The sequence below is a fragment of the Virgisporangium aurantiacum genome (genome assembly GCF_016863635.1).
Taxonomy (GTDB): domain Bacteria; phylum Actinomycetota; class Actinomycetes; order Mycobacteriales; family Micromonosporaceae; genus Virgisporangium; species Virgisporangium aurantiacum.
Genome location: NZ_BOPG01000063.1, coordinates 101,834 through 119,329, shown reverse-complemented (window position 1 = coordinate 119,329; position 17,496 = coordinate 101,834). Strand labels below are relative to the sequence as shown.

The 17,496-nt window shown below is 73.4% G+C and carries 10 protein-coding genes; 3 read left to right on the top strand and 7 right to left on the bottom strand.

What is annotated here, in order from left to right:
• Positions 1-5: 5 nt before the first annotated feature.
• Together Vau01_RS43085 and Vau01_RS43080 are read right to left on the bottom strand one after the other, a co-directional pair.
• Positions 6-965, bottom strand: a complete 960-nt coding sequence (locus Vau01_RS43085) for a glycoside hydrolase family 68 protein (protein ID WP_204005865.1) — start codon at positions 963-965, stop codon at positions 6-8.
• A 16-nt stretch (positions 966-981) separates the two neighbouring features.
• Positions 982-2,016: a LacI family DNA-binding transcriptional regulator gene (locus Vau01_RS43080; RefSeq protein WP_204005863.1), complete on the bottom strand. Its 1,035-nt coding sequence runs from the start codon at positions 2,014-2,016 to the stop codon at positions 982-984.
• A 334-nt stretch (positions 2,017-2,350) separates the two neighbouring features.
• Here Vau01_RS43080 and Vau01_RS43075 point away from each other — a divergent pair, with 334 nt between their 5' ends.
• From Vau01_RS43075 to Vau01_RS43065, 3 genes are read left to right on the top strand one after another with little or no spacing between them, the layout of a single operon-like run.
• A complete protein-coding gene (locus Vau01_RS43075; protein WP_204005862.1) occupies positions 2,351-3,715 on the top strand; it encodes an ABC transporter substrate-binding protein in 1,365 nt (454 codons plus the stop codon).
• A complete protein-coding gene (locus Vau01_RS43070) occupies positions 3,712-4,617 on the top strand; it encodes a carbohydrate ABC transporter permease (RefSeq protein WP_239152309.1) in 906 nt (301 codons plus the stop codon). Before Vau01_RS43075 ends, Vau01_RS43070 begins: the two co-directional genes overlap by 4 nt.
• Positions 4,614-5,438, top strand: a complete 825-nt coding sequence (locus Vau01_RS43065) for a carbohydrate ABC transporter permease (RefSeq protein WP_204005861.1) — start codon at positions 4,614-4,616, stop codon at positions 5,436-5,438. The genes Vau01_RS43070 and Vau01_RS43065 overlap by 4 nt, the downstream gene beginning before the upstream one ends.
• Positions 5,439-5,444: 6 nt before the next feature.
• Here the strand turns inward: Vau01_RS43065 and Vau01_RS43060 are convergent, their stop codons facing one another.
• Genes Vau01_RS43060 through Vau01_RS43040 form a run of 5 tightly spaced genes read right to left on the bottom strand, consistent with a single transcriptional unit; the run spans position 5,445 to position 17,394 of the window.
• Complete coding sequence (locus Vau01_RS43060; protein ID WP_204005860.1) at positions 5,445-7,190, bottom strand: hypothetical protein; 1,746 nt, start codon at positions 7,188-7,190, stop codon at positions 5,445-5,447.
• Positions 7,187-10,717, bottom strand: coding sequence for a DUF5682 family protein (locus Vau01_RS43055; protein ID WP_239152308.1), 3,531 nt, complete (start codon positions 10,715-10,717; stop codon positions 7,187-7,189). The genes Vau01_RS43060 and Vau01_RS43055 overlap by 4 nt, the downstream gene beginning before the upstream one ends.
• On the bottom strand, positions 10,698-11,828 hold the full coding sequence (locus Vau01_RS43050) for an ATP-binding protein (protein WP_239152307.1): 1,131 nt from the start codon (positions 11,826-11,828) through the stop codon (positions 10,698-10,700). The genes Vau01_RS43055 and Vau01_RS43050 overlap by 20 nt, the downstream gene beginning before the upstream one ends.
• 23 nt (positions 11,829-11,851) lie before the next feature.
• Positions 11,852-16,516, bottom strand: coding sequence for a hypothetical protein (locus tag Vau01_RS43045; protein ID WP_204005858.1), 4,665 nt, complete (start codon positions 16,514-16,516; stop codon positions 11,852-11,854).
• Positions 16,513-17,394 (bottom strand): DUF4132 domain-containing protein, encoded by an 882-nt coding sequence (locus Vau01_RS43040; RefSeq protein ID WP_204005857.1) that lies wholly within the window; start codon positions 17,392-17,394, stop codon positions 16,513-16,515. Before Vau01_RS43040 ends, Vau01_RS43045 begins: the two co-directional genes overlap by 4 nt.
• Positions 17,395-17,496: the final 102 nt, after the last annotated feature.

Here is a 17,496-nt window from a genome sequence, read left to right as displayed (position 1 = left end):
CGGGTTCACCGGGCGCGGTGGTCCGATCCGGACAGCGCGGTGCCATCCGGCGTGCGGGCGAGCAGTCCGATCCTCGGGTCGTACCGCACCGGTAGCGGGTCGGTCAGCTCGCCGACGAAACCGCCGTCGACGTGGTCGAGGAAGCCGATGACCGCCCAGCCGTCGTCCCGCGGCACGAGCCGGGGCGCGTAGAGGTGGGAGTGGTCGAACGGCTGCGCGGTGGCGAGGTCCCACGGGCCGGTGACGGTGGAGCCGGGTACGACCCAGATCCGGTGGCCGTCGGCGTCGGGGTTGCTGCAGAAGAGGAGCAGGGGCCGGCCGTCGACGACGGCCACCTGGGGCACTTCGAGATGGCCGAAACCGGCCGGGGTGGACAGTGGTGGCCGCACGGTCCAGGTGACCAGGTCGGTGGAGGTGGCGTGACCGACGACGCCGCGACCGGCCGCCGGGCCGGTGTTGGCCCGCGCGGTGATGAGCATGTGCCAGCCGGCCCCGGCGGGGTCCGGGAACACCCACGGGTCGCGCCAGGCCTGCTCGTACCAGGCGGCCGGATCGAGCTGCTCGTACCAGGTCGGGTCGGCTTCGACCAGCGGGCCGGTGCCGTGGCGGTGCCAGGTGATCAGGTCGGTGGAGGTCGCCAGGCCGATGCGCTGGACGCGGCCCTCGTCGGCGCGGCCGACCCCGGTGTAGAACAGGTACCACCGCCCGTCCGGGCCCCGGACGGTACTTCCGGTCCAGACGGCCAGATCGTCCCAACCGGGCGCGTCGGCGGCCACCAGCGCGTCGGGTTGCAGCCGCCAGCGGGCCAGGTCGGCGGAGACCGCATGGCCGATCGAGGCGCGGTGGTGCCGGCGCTCGGCGTCGAGCAGCGCGCGGGAGGCCCGCAGGAAGAACACGTGCCAGGCGCCGTCGTCGTCGCGGGTGTACCAGCTGTCCCACACCCAGTGGTCCGGCAGTTGGAGCATCCGCGAAAGATACCAGCTAAATCGGTTTAGCGGGCGGTGGCGCGATCGACTTGCGGCGGCGCAACGTCATCGGGACGAGGTGCGGCTCGGTGCCGGGTCCGTCGAGGAGCAGTTCGACGGCGCGGCGTCCCATCTCCTGGTGGGGCAGTTCCACGGTGGACAGGCCGGGCCGCAGCCACGCCGCGATCGGGTCGTCGTCGAACGAGACGATCGAGATGTCGGCCGGGACGCCGAGCCCGGCCTCGGCGAGGGCCTGGTACACGCCGAACGCGAGCCGGTCGTTCATGCAGATGACGGCGGTCGGCCGGTCGGGCTTGCGCAGGACGGCCCGCATGGCCCTGTACCCGTGCTCGGGCAGCCACTCGTGGCAGAACGCCTCGTGGCGCAGGGTGGTGCCCGCCTCGGCAAGGGCGTCCTGGATCCCGCGCATGCGGGCGGCGGCGGCGAGGGAGATCTCCGGGTCGGCCTCCTTGACGCGGTTGCGGCCGATCACCGCGATCCGGTCGTGGTGACCCTTGTCGAGCAGCGCGGCGGTGGCGATGCGGCCGGCGCGCTCGTTGTCCGGCAGCACGCAGGGCAGGTTGTCCGGGGTGGTGGCGTTGAGCACCACCACGGGGCCGGCCGGCAGCGCGGGCGGCACGGTGAGCCGGCGGGTGGCCATGGCGGCGTAGATGAAACCGTCGACCTGGCGGTCGAGCATCGCGTCGATCGCGTGCTGTTCGAAGGCCGCGTCGCCCTGGGTCTCCGCGATGAGCAGCACGTGGTCGCGTTCGCGGGCGGCGTCCAGGGCCCCGCGGATGAGATCGCCGGCGAACCGGGTCGTGGCCACGACGTCCGAGACGAAGGCGATGGTGGCGGTCTTGTGGGTGCGCAGGCTGCGGGCGGCCATGTTGGGTCGGTAGCCCAGTTCCTCGGCCGCGGCGAAGACGCGCTGGTGCGCCTCGGCGGACAGGCGGGTGCCCTCGCGCCCGTTCAACACCATGGACGCGGCCGTCTTGGACAACCCGGCGCGGCGCGCCACGTCAGCCAGGGTCGCTCGGTTGTGCCTCATCAGTCCTCCGCTACGGCGGTTACAGCGCTGCCGCCCCGCCCAACATCATGCGCCGTTACCGGGGTGCGGACAGCCCGGCAGTGGCGGGCGTGGTGTGAACCCGCCGTTTCCGAGCCGTTGCCGAACGGTCCTTGACACCGTTGACCCAACACGAGCATGCTCGCGCTAAATCAGTTTAGCAAAGGGTCGACTGATGGATACGGTGTTGCGGCGAGCCCCCACGACGGCCTTGCCCACGCCGACCGTCCCGCATTGCGGACGTGACGGGACGCCATGGAAACCACCGCGCCGCGCGACGCGTTCGCGCGGTCGGTGACGGAGCGAGGAGCCATAGATGCCTGGATTCAGGGCAGGGCGGTTGTCGCGGCGCGGCGTGGTGCTGGCGGCCCCGCTCGCGGCCGTGGCACTGGTGGCCGGCGCGTGCAGCGCGCCCGGCTCGGACGATTCGTCGACGCCGCAAACCAACCGGCCGGTCAGCACCGAGTTGGGGAGCGCGCCGATCACGCTGGAGATGTACGCCGAGACCGGATTCCCGCTGGCGAAGGCGCTGGCCGACGAGTTCACCAAGCAGTACCCCAATGTGAAGTTCACCGTGCGCGAGGACCAGTTCACCGTCATCGTGGAGAACGCGCCGCGGGTGCTGGCCTCGGACAACGCGCCGGACATCATCCGGCTGCCCACGATGGTCGACCTGGTCAAGGACAACCTGCTGCGGAATCTCGACCCGTACTTCACCGCCTACGGGTGGGACAAGTTCCCGGCCTCGCAACTGGTGCAGTTGCGGATCGCCAGCGGCGGGCGCCCGCGCGGCACCGGCTCGCTGTTCGGGATGGGGCTGGGCTACAGCGTCACCGGCGTCTTCTACAACAGGTCGCTCGCCCAGCGGATCGGCATGACCCAGCCACCGGCGACGGTCGCCGAGTTCGAAGAGCTGCTCGCGAAGGCGAAGGCCGCCAACGTGCAGCCGATCATGCAGTTCAACAAGAACACCGCCGGCATCAACTTCCCGCACCAGGCCCTGCAGAACCAGTTCGGTGACCCGGCCCAGATCGCCGACTGGATCTTCCAGAAACCAGGGGCGACGTTCAACACGCCGGCCGCGCTCAGGGCCACCCAGACCATCCAGAAATGGGCCCAGGCCGGCTACTTCCCCAAGGACGCCAACGCCATCGACTACACCGCGATGATGGGCGAGTTCCAGAACGGCAACGGCCTGTTCATGTTCAACGGCGACTGGGAGTCGGCCAACCTGGACAAGAAGATGAGCGGCAACGTCGGCTTCTTCCTGTTCCCGGGCGAGACGGCCGGCGCCAAGCACGTCGCCATGTCGGCCCCGAACACGTTCGGCATCGGCGCCAAGGCGAAGAACCCCGACGCGGCGGCGTTCTTCCTCAACTGGGTGCACACCAACGCCAAGGCCCGCGAGATCTCGGTGACGGTCGGCGGCTCCAGCCCGGGCGGCCCGCCCGGCCTGACGGTGCCGCCGCCGGCCGCGGGCACCGTGCTGGCCGAGACCCTCAAGGCCGCCCAGCAACTCGGTGCCGAGAACGGAGCGGTGGACTTCACCGCCAACGCCACCGGAGCCATCTTCGCCTCCGCGATCACCCCGGAGATGCAGAAACTCATCGCCGGGCAGCAGACGCCGGAAGGATACGTGAAGGCCGTCCAGGCCGAGTACGACAAGGAACTGTCCCGGTGACACCACCCGTGCGGGCCCGCCGACGCCGGTGGGCCCGCGCGGCGCGGTGGAGCGGCTGGCTGTACGTGCTGCCCGCCATGCTCATGTACGGGTTCTTCGTGCTGCGACCGCTCGTGGTCACGGTCCAGTACTCCCTGTACCACTGGAACGGGATCGGCGCGTCCCGCTGGGCCGGCCTCGACAACTACGTCACCGTGTTCACCGACAGCGACCTGCTGAAGATCATCGGCAACGCGTTCGTCCTGATCATCTTCTTCAGCTTCATCCCGGTCGGCCTCGGCCTGCTCGTCGCCACCCTGGTCCGGCGTCTCGCCGGCGGCCCGTTCGGCACCGCGGTCCGCACGATCCTCTTTCTGCCGCAGGTGATCCCGCTGGTGGCCGCCGGCATCGCGTGGAGTTGGCTGCTGTCGTCGACCGGCCTGGTCAACCAGGTGCTCCGCGCCGTGGGGCTGGGTGGGCTGGCGCGGGCCTGGCTCGGCGAGTTCGACACCGCCCTGCCGGCCGTCGGTGTGATCGGCGCCTGGGTGCTGCTCGGCCTCTGCACCATCCTGCTGGTCACGGGCATGAGCAAGATAGATCCCGCGTTGTACGAGGCCGCCCGCATCGACGGCGCCGGACCGGTCCGGGAGTTCCTCGCCGTGACCCTGCCCAGCCTGCGCCAGGAGATCGGGGTCTGCCTGACCGTCACGGTGATCGCCGCCCTGGCCAGCTTCGACATCGTCTACATCGCCACCGGCGGCGGTCCCGGCCTGCAGACCACGGTGCCCGGACTGGAGATCTACCGACTCGCGTTCGCCCAGCGCCAGGTCGGGCTCGCCTCCGCCCTCGCCGTCGTACTGATGGCGCTGGTGCTCGTCTGCGTGCTGCCCATCCAGCGGCTCACCCGGGAGGACACGAGGTGAAGCTGAGCCGACGCGAACAACTCACCGGGCGCATCTTCCTCGTCGCCCTGGCCCTGATCACGCTGCTGCCGTTCGTCAGCATGCTCTCCGCGGCCCTGCAGCCGCGAGGCACCGTACCCAGCGGCCTGAGCTGGCCGGCGGACCCGCAGTGGGGCAACTTCGTCGACGCGTTCACCGTCGCGAACATGGCCGCCCTGCTGCGCTCCAGCCTGCTCATCGTCGCCGGCGTCGTGCCCGTCTCCGTACTCATCGCCACCATGGCCGGTTTCGGCCTCGGCCAACTGCGCGTACCCGGCGGCAGGATCGCCTTCGCACTCCTGCTGCTCGGCCTCACCATGCCGTTCGAGGCCGTCGTCACGCCGATCTACTACCAGATCCGCGACCTCGGCCTGCTCAACACCCGGTGGGCGATCATCCTTCCGCTCATCGGCCTCTACATGCCCTTCGCCGTCTTCTGGATGCGCGCCCACTTCATCAACGTCCCGCAGGAACTGGCCGACGCCGCCCGCGTCGACGGCAGCAGCACCTGGCAACTCTTCTGGCGGGTCCAGGTACCCCTCGCGAAGCCGGCCATCGCCTCGCTGACGATCCTGCTGTTCCTCTGGACCTGGAACCAGTTCCTGCTCGCCATCGTCCTCGTCGACGACTCCACCAAACGCACCATGGCCGGCGCCCTCGGCGCCTTCCAGGGGCAATGGGGCACCGATCAGGTGCTGCTCTGCGCCGGCTCCCTCCTCATCCTCACGCCGACCCTCGTCATCTTCCTGATCTTCCAACGCCAGTTCATCAAGGCCCTGCTCCAGGGCTCCCTGAAGGGATAGCGGTCCTCAGGACCCGGCGGCCAGCCAGCTGTCGGTGGCGACCCGCGCGGCCACGGCGTCGAGGTACGCGGCGGCCGAGAGCCAGGTCGTCGCCAACTCGTCGGTGTGCGCGGCCGGCCGGCCGAACTCGTCGCGGGGACGGTCGACCGCCAGGCGGTCCAGGCTCCGGGCGAGGCCGGCGGCGGTGGGCAGTCCCGCGGCGGTGAGCCGGACGGCGTCGCGGCGGGCGCCGGCCGCGGCGAGCGCGCCGCCCTCCACGGTTCGCTGCACCCGCCGGGAGAGCAGGTACAGCGGGAGCTCCGGCGGGGGTGCGGCGGGCGGTGCCGGCAGGTCCGGGACGGGTTCCGCGGCCGATTCCTGGGTCGCGGCCGGGAGCCAGGTGCGGACGATCTGGTCGACGCCCAGGTCGACGTGGCCGGACTGCTCGTCGGGGAGGCCGTCCCAGGCGGCGGCCAGGGCTTCCACCCGCCCGTCGCCGACGAAGCGGCCCACCACGCGCACCGTGCCGGTCACCTCGGCGAGCATCCGCAGGTTGCGCAGGTAGGGCAGGCCCGGGTCGTCGGTCGGGGCGACCAGGTGGACGGGGTGGCCGTCGGCCGTGTCGAAGCGGACCTCGGCGGCGTCGGCCGGACCCGGGCGGCCGGCCAGGAACGCGAGATCGTGACCGGCCGGCCGTTCCTCGATCGGCAGCCGGAGAGCATCGTGGTACGCCGACACCTGGTCGGTCAGCGGCCGTTGCCAGAATCGGGCGAGCGGGTCGTCCGTCCACCTGCGACCGGAACCGCGGACGGCCCGGACCGTGCCGGCGTTGCTGAGCCGCCCGTCGGCCGACGCCTTGGCCGCCGACACGAACAGGCCGGCGCGGCCGAGTTCGCGGAACGTGAGGCGGGCCTCGCCGATGCGCACCGGGTTGTCGGGGCGGCCCCGGGCGAGTTCGAGCCCACCCGGCGTCACGTCGTTGACCTGGTACAGCGTCCCGCCCGCGTCGGTCAGGTAGGTGACCGCGCCGGCGTACCCCGTCGAATCGAGGACGGGCACGCAGCACACCCCGTACAGCCGCAGGTCGCCACACTCCACATAGGACCGTCGGGCCACACCGCGCAGGGACGCCGACGACCCGCTGCCGTGGCGGATGCGGTGGCTCACCTCGAGGAGTTCGTGCAACGCGGCCACCAGGTCGGCGAGCCGGAACGCCGGATCGTCGGCATGCGCCGCGCGGGCCGCCTGCACCACCCGGATCGCCGCCGCCGACGCCCGGTGCAACCCGAGCGACCGCGCCTCGTGCGCGGCCCGCAGCAGCACCGCCTGCTGGACCGCGCCAGCACCGGCGACGCCCCGGGTGAGCACCGCGGAACCGGCGGCCCACAGTCCACCGGCGGCGGCGATCTCCGCCGCGGTGAAGGTGGCGACCTCCGGCGCGGCTTCCTCCGCCTCCGCCTCCGCCGGCGCCGGCTCCTGCGCCGCCTCACCGGGGGCGGCATCGTCGGCCGGCGGAGCCAGGCTCAGCACCGCCGCCCGGTGCGCACACCGCGGCGCCATCAGGCACGTGCAGACGACATCCTCGGCCGACCCGACCGGCACCCGCAGCGTCACCACCGTGGCCTCGTCGACGGCGACCGTCACCCCACCGTCCACAGTGGACACCGGCCACGCCGCGGCCTTCGCCACCACTTCGTCGAGCTTCTTACGCAGCCGCGACGGCAACGCCTCGACCGCGTCGGCCACCACCCCGGGCGGAACCGGCGGAATCATGCGGACACCTGCTCCGCGACCCACCGGGCCAACCGCAGCGGGCTGAGCGCCGCCACCGGCATCCCGGCCGCGGCCAGCTGTTCCGCGATGCCCACCGCGTACCGGGGCCGCGCCTGGTCGTCGAGGCTGGCGCAGCCGATGGGGCGGCAGCCGGTCTCGACCAGCGCCCGTGTCTCGGCCAGCAGGTCGCTCACCGGAAAGCCCTCCTCGAAGTCGCTGACCACGATGACCATCGTGCGGTTCGGCACCGTCATCAGGGTGCGGGCGTGCCGCAGCGCGGCCGCGATGTGCGTCCCGCCACCGACGCGGACCTCCAGCAGCAGCGCCAGCGGATCGGTCAGGTGGTCGGACAGATCGACGATCTCGGTCGAGAACGTCACGAAGTGCGTGGTGAGCGCCGGCACCGCCGCCAGCACCGAGCCGGTCAGCGCCGCCCACACCGTCGACGGCTCCATCGAGCCGGACACGTCGACCAGCACGATCACCCGCCAGTCCATGCTGCGGCGGGCCTTGCTGCGGAACACCGGCCGCTCCGGGATCACCAGCACCCGGCCGTCGTCGTCGCGGCGCGCGGTCGCCAGGTTGGCGCGCAGCGTGCCCGGCAGGTCGAGCCGTCCACCGCGGCGCCGCGTCGGACGCGGCACCGTCAGGCCGTTGAGCGCGGGACGCATCTGCGTCGCCAGCCGCTCGGCCAACTCGCGGGTGACGCGGTTCGCGAGCGGGCGCAGCCGCTCCAGTTCCTTCTCCGGCAACGCACCCGCGAGGCTCAGCACGGTGTGCAGCAGGTCGACCGACGGCCGCGCCTTCTCGGTGTCGAGTTCCAGCACGGCGTCGAGCCGCCCGTTCGCCGCCGCCCAGCCGAGCACCTCCTGGCACACGTCGGCGCCGTACAACTCGTCGAGTTCGTCGCGCCAGTGCCGCACGTCGGGATACCGCGCCTCGCGTCCGCCACCACCGCCGGAGCCGTCGATCGTGCGCGAGCCCTCGCCGTGACCGCCGCCGTACAACTCGTCGAGCGTGCGCGCCAGCCGTCCGGAGGCCGCACTCTGCATCGCGTTCCGCTGCCGGCCCAGGACCAACCGCCAACGATCGGCCGTCGTCAGTTGCGCGCCATCCGCTTGTCGCGGCTGTCGCCCACCTTCATCGATGACGCGTTGCGCATCTCGCCCTGCGTCCACAATGGACCCGGGGAACAACTCGCTCACCGCGGCCCGCCCGGCGAGGTCGTAGCCGACGGCCGCGATCGGCGGGTCGGTGGCCAGGTCGGCCTCGGAGATGTCGGTGCCCCGGTCGCGCACGGTGGCGAGCAGCCGGTCGCGCGCGGCCGGGCTGAGCGCGTCGAACCCGCCCCGCACGCCGGGCAGCCGCCGCACGAAGTCGGCGTCGGGCATCGACTCGACCCGGTCGAGCAGCGGCGTGAGCGCGTCGCCACCGGTGGCCAGCAGCGGACCGGCCGCCACCAGCGCGCCGGACAGCAGGCGCACCACGTCGTCGCCGGGCGCGTCGAGCCACGACGCGAGCCGTTCACCGAAAACGGCGGCCGGTTCCAGTCCACAGAGGACGGACACCGCGCCGGCCGCGCCCCGGATCAGCGGCTCCCCGTCGGCGCTCAACCGCCGCAACGACGCGTGCAGCCGCATCAGCCGGCCGGTGCCCTCGGCCCGTTGCACCACCTCGACCAGCGCCCGCGCCTCGTCGACGGTCTGCGCGCCGGCCAGCCCGTCGACCTCCCGCACGGCGGCCGCGTCGAGCGTCTCGACCAGCGCCGGCAGCCCGGCCGGTGGTTCGGGCGTGCCGGGAACGTGGCCGCGGTCGATCCGTTCCGTCTCCGCGATCGCCGTGATGATGTCGCGCAACGTGCCGACGGTGGCCACGACGCGGCCCACGTCGTCGATCCGGGTGGCCGTCATCGCCGGCAGCCCGCACGCGGCGGCGAGCACGAGACCGGCGACGGCCTCGGACGGCGTGGGCCCACCGGCGTCGACCTCGGCCCGGCGGGCCAGGCTCAGCGACCCCTCGGCCGCCTGCGGCAGCGTGACCCCGCGCATGCCGGCGACCGCGATCGTGGCCCGCACCTGCGCGGTCCAGGCGACGTCCCAGACGTTGGTGAGCGTCTCGCCGATGCCGCCCGACTCCTGCAGAACGCCGTACCGCACCCCGCACACGGCGAGCCGGCGCAGCAGGACCTCGCGCCGACGGTCCAATGTGGACCGCAACGGGTCGAGCCGCAGCGACCGCGCCGCCCCGTTCTCGGCGGGCAACCGGGCCTTGCGGAGTTCGGCGAGCACCGCCGGCACGAGCCCCGACTCCGGAGTGCCCGGCGCGAGCCGCCCGTACCGGCTGCCGACGAACACCTCCTGCATCGCCTCGGCCACCGCGCGCCCGCGCCCGAGCACCTCGCCCTGCGCGAACACCGTCTCGATGGCCTCGACCAGTTCGCCCCGGCCGGGCGCCGGCAGGCCGCGCAGCCGGGCCAGGTCGATCGCCAACCGGGCGGCCTCCCGCGCCTCGGCGGGCCCGGCCGGGTGGCCCGCGGCCCGCAGGCCCACACTGACCCGCACCGCGTACCGGACGGCCATGCCTTCGAGGGCGGCCGGCTCGGCGCCGCACTCGAACACGTCCTGCTGCCAGCCGGGATCGCGGATGCCCGACCCGTACCCCGACCGCGAGTCGAGCAGCCCGAACTCGTACGGCACCAGGGACGTCACCGTGCTGCTGGCGGTCGCCTCCGCCCGAGTGGGCCCGGCCTCGGACGCGAGCAGCGCCGGCGCGTGGAAGGCACCCACGACCATGGCGACCCGACGGTCACCCGCCGCGGCGACGCGCCCGCGCATCCACCGCTCCCGTGCGGCGTCCATCGGCGGGACGCCACCGCTCGCGCCGCCGCCCCGGGCGTCCCCGCCACCGCCGCCGCGACCGCCGTCGCGGATGTCGCCGCCATCGGCGTCATCGCCGTCGCCGGTGGCATCGCGGCGGATGGCCCAGCCGACCGCGAGCGCGGCCCGCCGGACCTGTTCCGGCGTGCAACCCGGCGCGGCCGCCTCGACCAGGCGGTCCCACATGTCGTCGTCGGCCCGGCCGGTCTGCCCTGCCCGCAGCCGGGCGGCCAGCGTGTCGGTGCCGCCCGCGTCGGAGGTGCCCGCCTCGGCCCAGCCCGGGTCGCTCAGCGGCAGGTCGCACGTCGCCACCTCGACGCCGTTGCGCACCGCCCACCGCACCGCGGCCAACTCGGGCGAGAAGTCGGCGAACGGGTAGAACGCCAGCCCACCCCGACCGTCGTCGGCGGCGGCGCCCAGCGCCACCGGTGCGACCGTCGCCGGGTCGCCGAGCCACCGCAGCCACTCGCCGAGTTCCTCGGGCAGCTCGATCAGCAACAGGTCGGGGGCGAACCCGTCGAGCAGGGCGGGCACGGCCGCCGCCAGGACGGGGGAGTGGTGCCGCACGCCGATCAGGAACGGCGCCGTGCTCCCGGCGAGCCGTTCGAGTGCCTCGTCGGGCAGTTCGAGATCAGCCTTCGAGGACGCCACGGCACTCCCACAGTTCCCGCCACGGACCCTGCCCCGCCTCGGCCCGCCGCCGGACCGAACCGTCCCAGTAGGACAGCAGGCGGGCCCGGTCGGCCTCGTCGTCCTTGCGCACCACGCCGAGCAGGTGCTCCGGCACCAGGCCGACCGACGGCCGGTCGCCGGGGAAGTACGCCGCCGCCAGGCCGATCGACGCGGTGACGGCCACCGCCTCGGCGGTGCTCATCACCGTCGACGGCTTCTCCACCGCCCAGCCCTCGACCGACCGCCCGGACCGCAGGTCGCGGAACGCCGTGACGAGCGCCTCCAGCACCGCCGCGTCGACCGTGTACGCCGCGCCGACCCGCTCGACGACGGCCTTCGCCTGCCGCCCGACGAGCGCGATCTCCTGGTCGAGGCTGGCGATCGGCGGCACCACCTCGAAGTTGAACCGGCGCTTGAGCGCGGCCGACATCTCCGACACGCCCTTGTCGCGCAGGTTCGCGGTGGCGATGAGCGTGAAGCCGGGCGCGGCGTGCACGACGGCATCGTCCACATCGGACAGTTCCGGTACCGCGATGCGCCGGTCGGACAGCACCGAGACCAGCGCGTCCTGGACCTCGGGCAGGCACCGGGTGACCTCCTCGACCCGGGCCACCCGGCCGGCGGCCATCGCGGAGAGCACCGGCGAGGGCACCAGCGCCGCCCGGCTCGGACCGTTGGCCAGCAGCATCGCGTAGTTCCAGCCGTAGCGCAGCTGGTCCTCCGTGGTGCCGGCGGTGCCCTGCACCACCAGGCCGCTCGTGCCGCACACGGCCGCCGACAGCAGTTCGGACAGCATCGACTTGGCCGTACCGGGCTCGCCGACGAGCAGCAGCCCGCGCTCGCCGGCCAGCGTCACCACGCACCGTTCGACCAGGGACCGGTCACCGACGAACTTCGCCTCGATGATCCGCGCGCCGCCCTTGCCGGTCACCTTCTTACCGCCGCTGCCGGCGATGAACGTGACCACCGCGCGCGGGGTCAGGTTCCAGCCGGGCGGCCGCGGCCCGCTGTCGGAGCCGGCCAGGAACTCCAACTCGTCGGCGTACCGGAACTCCGGCGGATCGATCTGCCGGTGGGCCGTCGGGGACATCGGGCTCTCCTCTTTCGATGTGGTCATCGGGTGGTCAGCGCGCGCAGGCGGGGTGGGTCGCCGTCGAGGACGCGTTGCCAGGCCGCCCGGAACAGCGCGGCGACGGGACGGCACGGGGCGACGAGCGGCGCGAGCGTGTCGATGCCCTCGTCGTTTCCGGGCACCTTCCACTCCTCGACGCCGGGCGTCTTCCGCCAGCCGCCGGGGAGGAACGCCGTGCGTCCGGCCCGGTCGCGCTTGGCCTCGACGACGAGTTCGGCGGTGACGAGTTCGGCGCGGGCCTTCTTCAGCCGGGCCGGTGCCCAGCCGGTCCAGCGCTGGACGTTCCGGTCGGTCGGATCGCCCAACGCCAACAGTTGCAGGTAGTACGCGGCGGCGTCGGCGCCGAGGCCGTGCCGCGTGGCCACCTCGGCCACGAGGTCGGGCACCTCGGTGGTCGGGTCCTGCGCCCAGCCGGTGCGCCCGGTGTCGGCCCGGACGGACTCCATCAGCTCGGCCGTTCCGGGGTCGATCAGGCGGCGGATGCCGGCGACATCGTCGTCGTCGGGGAACATCGCGAGCGCCGGGTCGTCGGGACCGCTGAGCTTCGCCGGATGCAGCGTGCAGTAGACGTCGCCGTCGCTGTCGGGCTTGCCCGCGGTGAGCGCCGGCGGCAGCGGCGTCTCCTTCCGCAGGTATCCGGCGTTGACGTGGGCCGCCGGGTCGGCGAGCAGCGCACGCGCCTGGTCGTACCAGCCGGGAACCGCCGCCCGCAGCGCGTTCTCCCGCGGCAGGCGGTAGACCAGCCACGGCAGCACGAGGGCGAGTTCGGACACCTTGTCGCCGATCGACTTCGCCTTGCCGGGCCTGAGCCAGCCGGCCCCGCCGGCGAGGTCCATCACGAACTGGTCGAGGCTGCCCCACCGCCGCAGCCGGTTGACCTCGGTGAGGACCTCGTCGGGGACGGCCACCCGCGCCCCGACGACCTGCCGCCAGACCGCGACCACCGCCGCCACGTCGGGCCCGGTGGTCCACAGGTCGGCCGGGTCGTCGGGCATGGCGGCGAGGAGCAGCCGGTGCCGGGCGTCGGCCTTCATCGCCTGGAGCGCGGCCCGGCCGCTGCGTGCCTCGGTGGCCGAGATCCCCAGCGTCGTACGGGTCTCCTTGGCCAGGAAGTTGGCCTCGTGGCTGTTGATGTTCGGCCCGCCCGCGAGCACCAGCGCGGCCGTGCCGCGGCTCATGCCGGACTCCTCGGCGAGCCTGGTGACCGCGTCGAGGAACCACGGCGGCGGACCCTGCGCGGCGAGCGCGGCGGTGACCGCGTCGATGCGCTTCCGCCCGCCCCAGGTGACCCGGGTCTCGGTGCTGATCTTCCCGTCGGCCACCGGCCCGAACTGACCGCTCGGGTCGTGCTCGACGGCGATGAACGTGTAGTTGCTGTAGCCGGTGCGGCGCTGGATCAGCAGGGTGCGCTCGCCGGTGCGGACCACCTGCGGCACCGTGTACGCCTTCTTGTCGGCCCTGATCCGCAGCACCCGTACGGTGCCGTCGGGTTCGGCCAGGCCGGTGCCGGCGAGCAGGCCGAGGAGCGTGCTCAGCGTCTCCCGCTCGACGGCCGGGATGCCGGGTGCGAGCGCGCGCAGGACCATCCGGTCCTGCAGCCCGAGCAGCTCGGGCCAGTTGACGTCGGTGTCGCGCCACTTCCGCGCCTTGCCACCGGCCAGCACGCCGGCGACGGACGTCAACTGGGCCACCGCGTTGACGCAGTCGGCGTCGTTGAGCCAGACGGAGTCGTGGACGTCGACCAGGACCTTCCGCAGCACCTCGGGGTCGAACGTCGTCGACACGGTGGGCACCGGCTGCTCCGCGGGCGGCGCGTCGGCCAGCGCCCGCAGCCTCCGCAGCCGCACGGACAGCCGGCCGGCGTCGGTGAACTCGGACACGAGCGCCCGCCGCAGCCGTGGCGCGGTGACCGCCGGGAAGGCCCCGGTGACCGCCGCGGTGACCGCGTCCGCCAGGGCGGCCGCGGCCTCCTTCTTGGTCTGGGTGTCGGGCTCGTCGTCCTCGTCGTCGCCGACCGCGACCGCCACGGCGCCCTTCCGGCGCAGGCGGGCGAGTTCGGCGGCCTCCTGCAGGGCCACGACCGCGTCGAGGGCGGCCCGGACGGCGCCGGTGTCGACCGCGCGTAGCGCCGCCGAACCGGCCTCGTCGCGCACCTGCCAGGCGTGCCACCAGTCGGTGGGCGGCACGCTGCGGCCGGGCGAGCCGGAGGTGAGCGTCTGGTCGCCGGCCGGCGTGTACACGGTGAAGCCGTGCTGGCCCGGACCGGACCCGTGGCCGACCACCGGGCAGAGCCGGTCGGCGCCCGGGAAGAGGAGCCCACCGACCGGATCCAGGTGCGTGGAGATGGTGGCCGGGAACACGACCTCCCGCCCGTCGATCCGGGTGCCGACGCGGCCGCCGTCGGGGTTCTCGCGCACTGTCCAACCGACCAGCCCGTCGGCGTAGCCGAACGGCGACGCGGCGAACTCCGCCGGTGCCGGAACGAGGTCACAGAGCCCGTTGAGCAGCGGGCCGGTGCCGAAGAACTCCGGCGGGTCGCCGGCCGTGACCGCGCCGGTGACCGGGTCGTACGGCAACCACCGGCCCGTGTCGTCGGCGTACCGCAACGTCCAGTACCGGGTGCCGTCGCTGATCACGGGGTGGGCGTTCGGGAAACTCTCGTCGCCCGGCGGCCAGGGCGCTCCGCCGAACGTGGCGCCGCCGTCGGGCAGCGCCAGCGCCCGCAGCGGCCCCTGCGACTGGATGCCGCCCTCGAACCGGTGGTCGGGCGCGTCGGCCCAGTAGGCGGTGCCGTGATATGTCCAGACCACCAGGCGGTCGACGCCCGGGATCCAGGCGGTCTCCCGGTACCACCAGTCGTTGGTGTTCTTCGGGTACGGGTGCTTCAGCACCACCCGGGACGGGCCGAGGACGACGGCCTTCTTCTCGCCCTTGACGACCAGGTTCGGCCACGACCCGTTGAACGAGGCGCTGTTCGGCAGGTCGTCGCGGGCCTCCTCCAGCACCGGCCACACGAACTCCGCGAGCAGACCCGTGCGCAGCGTGCGGGCCAGCCCGGCGGCCAGGTCGACGGCGGCCATCCGGCGGAAGGCGTCGGGCTCGACCGCGGTGGCGGCGGCCGTCGACACCCACGAGACCTCGTTGGCGTAGTCGTTCAGGCCGTTGAGCGTCGGGTCGGCCGGCACGGCGTCGGCATGGGCGCGCAGCCAGCCGGCGAGCGCCGTGCGGAGCCCGGCGGTGCCGGTGACCCTGGCCAGCCGGTCGGCGCCGGAGTGGCGCAGGCTCTGCACGGTCGCCCGGCCGAGCGTCGCCGTGAACCGCTCGTCGGCGGCGAGCGCGACCAGGTCGCGCGCGCCCGGCGCGGTGTCGTCGACCCACCGGGTGACATCGAGGTCGACGTCCTTGGCCGAGGCGATGTCGACGTCGCCGGCCAGGCACAGGTCGACCAGGTCGAGGTCGACGCGGCGACCGGAGAGCAGCCGCACCGGCCGGCCGGCGCCGCACAGCGCGGGAACCATCCGCCCGACGAGCGACAGGAACTTCTCCGACCGCGCGAGGTTCCAGTGCCGCGCCCGGGTGCCGGCGATGCGCTCCAGCCAACCGGCCGCACCGTCGGGGCTGGCCGCCGGTGGCTCGGCGTCATCGGTCAGGCCGGCGTCGGCACCGGCGGCGACGAGCAGGTCGATCCACTCGTCGGTCATGTCGTTGCCGTAGCCGGGCGGGTCGGGGACGATCCCGAGCAGCCGGCCCCGGACCTCCGGACGCCGTTTCGCGGCCCGCACGATGACCGGTGCCAGCGCCTTCCACGTGCCCGGCGCGCTGCGCGCGACGGCGGCGAGGCCGAGCAGTTCGACGACAACGTCTTCCACGGCCGTGTCGGCGTCGAGGCCGGCGGCGGTCGCGAGCCGCTTGAGCTCGGCCGGCAGTGCCGCGTACGGCGCGAGACCGGCGGCCACTCGCCGCAGTGTGACGGTGCGGAACCGCTCGAACGCGGCGTCGGGCTTGCTGCGGGCGGCGAGATCCTTGGCGTACTGGCTGATCGCCTTGACGGGCAACGCACCGGCCATCGCGTACTCGAGGAACACCTCGGCGACGCGATCCTCGTCGATGGCGAGCGCGTGCGCCTGCTCGGCCTCGCGCGCCAGGTTGAAGCAGGTGGACGCGTACCGCACGTTCTCGCCGGCGATCAGCGCCCGACCGGCCTCCTCCCAGTACGTCGGCAGGAACTGCGGTGCGGCGCCGTCGAGGCGACGGGCGAGCGCGCGGTAGCCGTCCATCGCCGCGGACGGCTTGGTGGCGGCCTGTTTCGCGAGCTTGCGCAGGTCTTTCACCAGCGCGAGCGCGTGCCTGCCGTTGGCGGGATCGTGCACCAGCGCCCACGCCGGGAAGCCGAGCGCCTGCCGGCCGGTGGTGCCGACCGCGGCGGTGTCTTCGGGTTCGCTGAAGCCGAGGAAGCCCATCGTGAGGTCTTCGGCCGCACCGAGCATCGACGGCACGAGCCGCACCACCGGCCGGTCGGGCCCGTCGTCGCCGAAGCCGGGATGCCGGTAGACGCGCACGGTGAGCAGGTCACCGTCGGCGGGCGCCGCACCGTCGGCCGGCACCGCACCGATTCCGCCCGCCTCAACGACGTCGCTGTCTTTCATGACTGCTCCTCCGTCATGCTCCGACCGGCGTACAGGGCGGCCGCCATCCGCATTCCCTCCGACCACGCGACCGGGCCGACGTCGTCGAGTTTCAACGCCCCGCCGGCCGAGGTGGTGAACTCGAGCTGACCGGTCTCCGCCTCCGACCAGGGGTCGTAGTCGCCGATCCACACGCTGGCGACGGTCTGCCCGCCGCGTTCCCACACCTGGCACACGGCGGATCCACCGCGCACCTTGTAGCCGTGATTGCTCGCCCGCGCCGAGAGGTGGCGCAGTTCCTCGTACTTCGCACCGGAGTACCGCGCCAGTTCGGCCTCCCGGGCGTCCTTTCCGGCCGGTTTCGCCCACACTTCGCGGTGCAGTTGCGGCGTGCCCTGCGACAGGCCCAGCTCGGTGGCGAACTCGCGCAGGTCGTCGAGCTCCTCCAACATGACCGGGTGCGGCACCGCCACCCGCCGCGGCGTGAGCCACACCGAGTCGCCGTCGAGGTTCACCACGCCGAGGCCGCGGGCCGGGTCGGCATCGCGGAGGAAGCCCGCGTCGTCGAGCTGCCAGGTGCCGTCGTCGTCGACGGGCGCGACGATGACGTCGGCCAGCGGCGCCCGCCAGGACGGGTCGGGCCACACGGCGGTGAGCGCGGCGACCGGCACCGGCAGCGACCGGATGAGCCACTTCTCGACCTCGGCCCGGCAGGCGAGATCGTGCCGCGCCAACCACTCCTGGGTCTGTATCAGGCCCTGTGTCGCGTCGTGGTCGCGGACCGCCTTCGGCACCGTCTTCAGTGGACGCCCACCGACCCGGCGGCTCGTCACTCTTCCACCGATTGGCCCACCGACGAGCGCCACCTCGTAGCCGTCGACGGCCGACAACCATCCCATGCGGGTTCCTCCCTGTGAGTGACGCCGACCCTAGCGGGGCACTGCGACATTTCCGGGACCGCCCCCACACGACCGCCACACGCTGTTGCCCATACGTGCAAC

Coding starts and splice junctions, on each gene's coding strand:
- Vau01_RS43080 (WP_204005863.1), bottom strand. CDS start 2,016: ATGAGGCACAACCGAGCGACCCTGGCTGACGTGGCGCGCCGCGCCGGG.
- Vau01_RS43085 (WP_204005865.1), bottom strand. CDS start 965: ATGCTCCAACTGCCGGACCACTGGGTGTGGGACAGCTGGTACACCCGC.
- Vau01_RS43075 (WP_204005862.1), top strand. CDS start 2,351: ATGCCTGGATTCAGGGCAGGGCGGTTGTCGCGGCGCGGCGTGGTGCTG.
- Vau01_RS43060 (WP_204005860.1), bottom strand. CDS start 7,190: ATGATTCCGCCGGTTCCGCCCGGGGTGGTGGCCGACGCGGTCGAGGCG.
- Vau01_RS43045 (WP_204005858.1), bottom strand. CDS start 16,516: ATGAAAGACAGCGACGTCGTTGAGGCGGGCGGAATCGGTGCGGTGCCG.
- Vau01_RS43050 (WP_239152307.1), bottom strand. CDS start 11,828: ATGTCCCCGACGGCCCACCGGCAGATCGATCCGCCGGAGTTCCGGTAC.
- Vau01_RS43040 (WP_204005857.1), bottom strand. CDS start 17,394: ATGGGATGGTTGTCGGCCGTCGACGGCTACGAGGTGGCGCTCGTCGGT.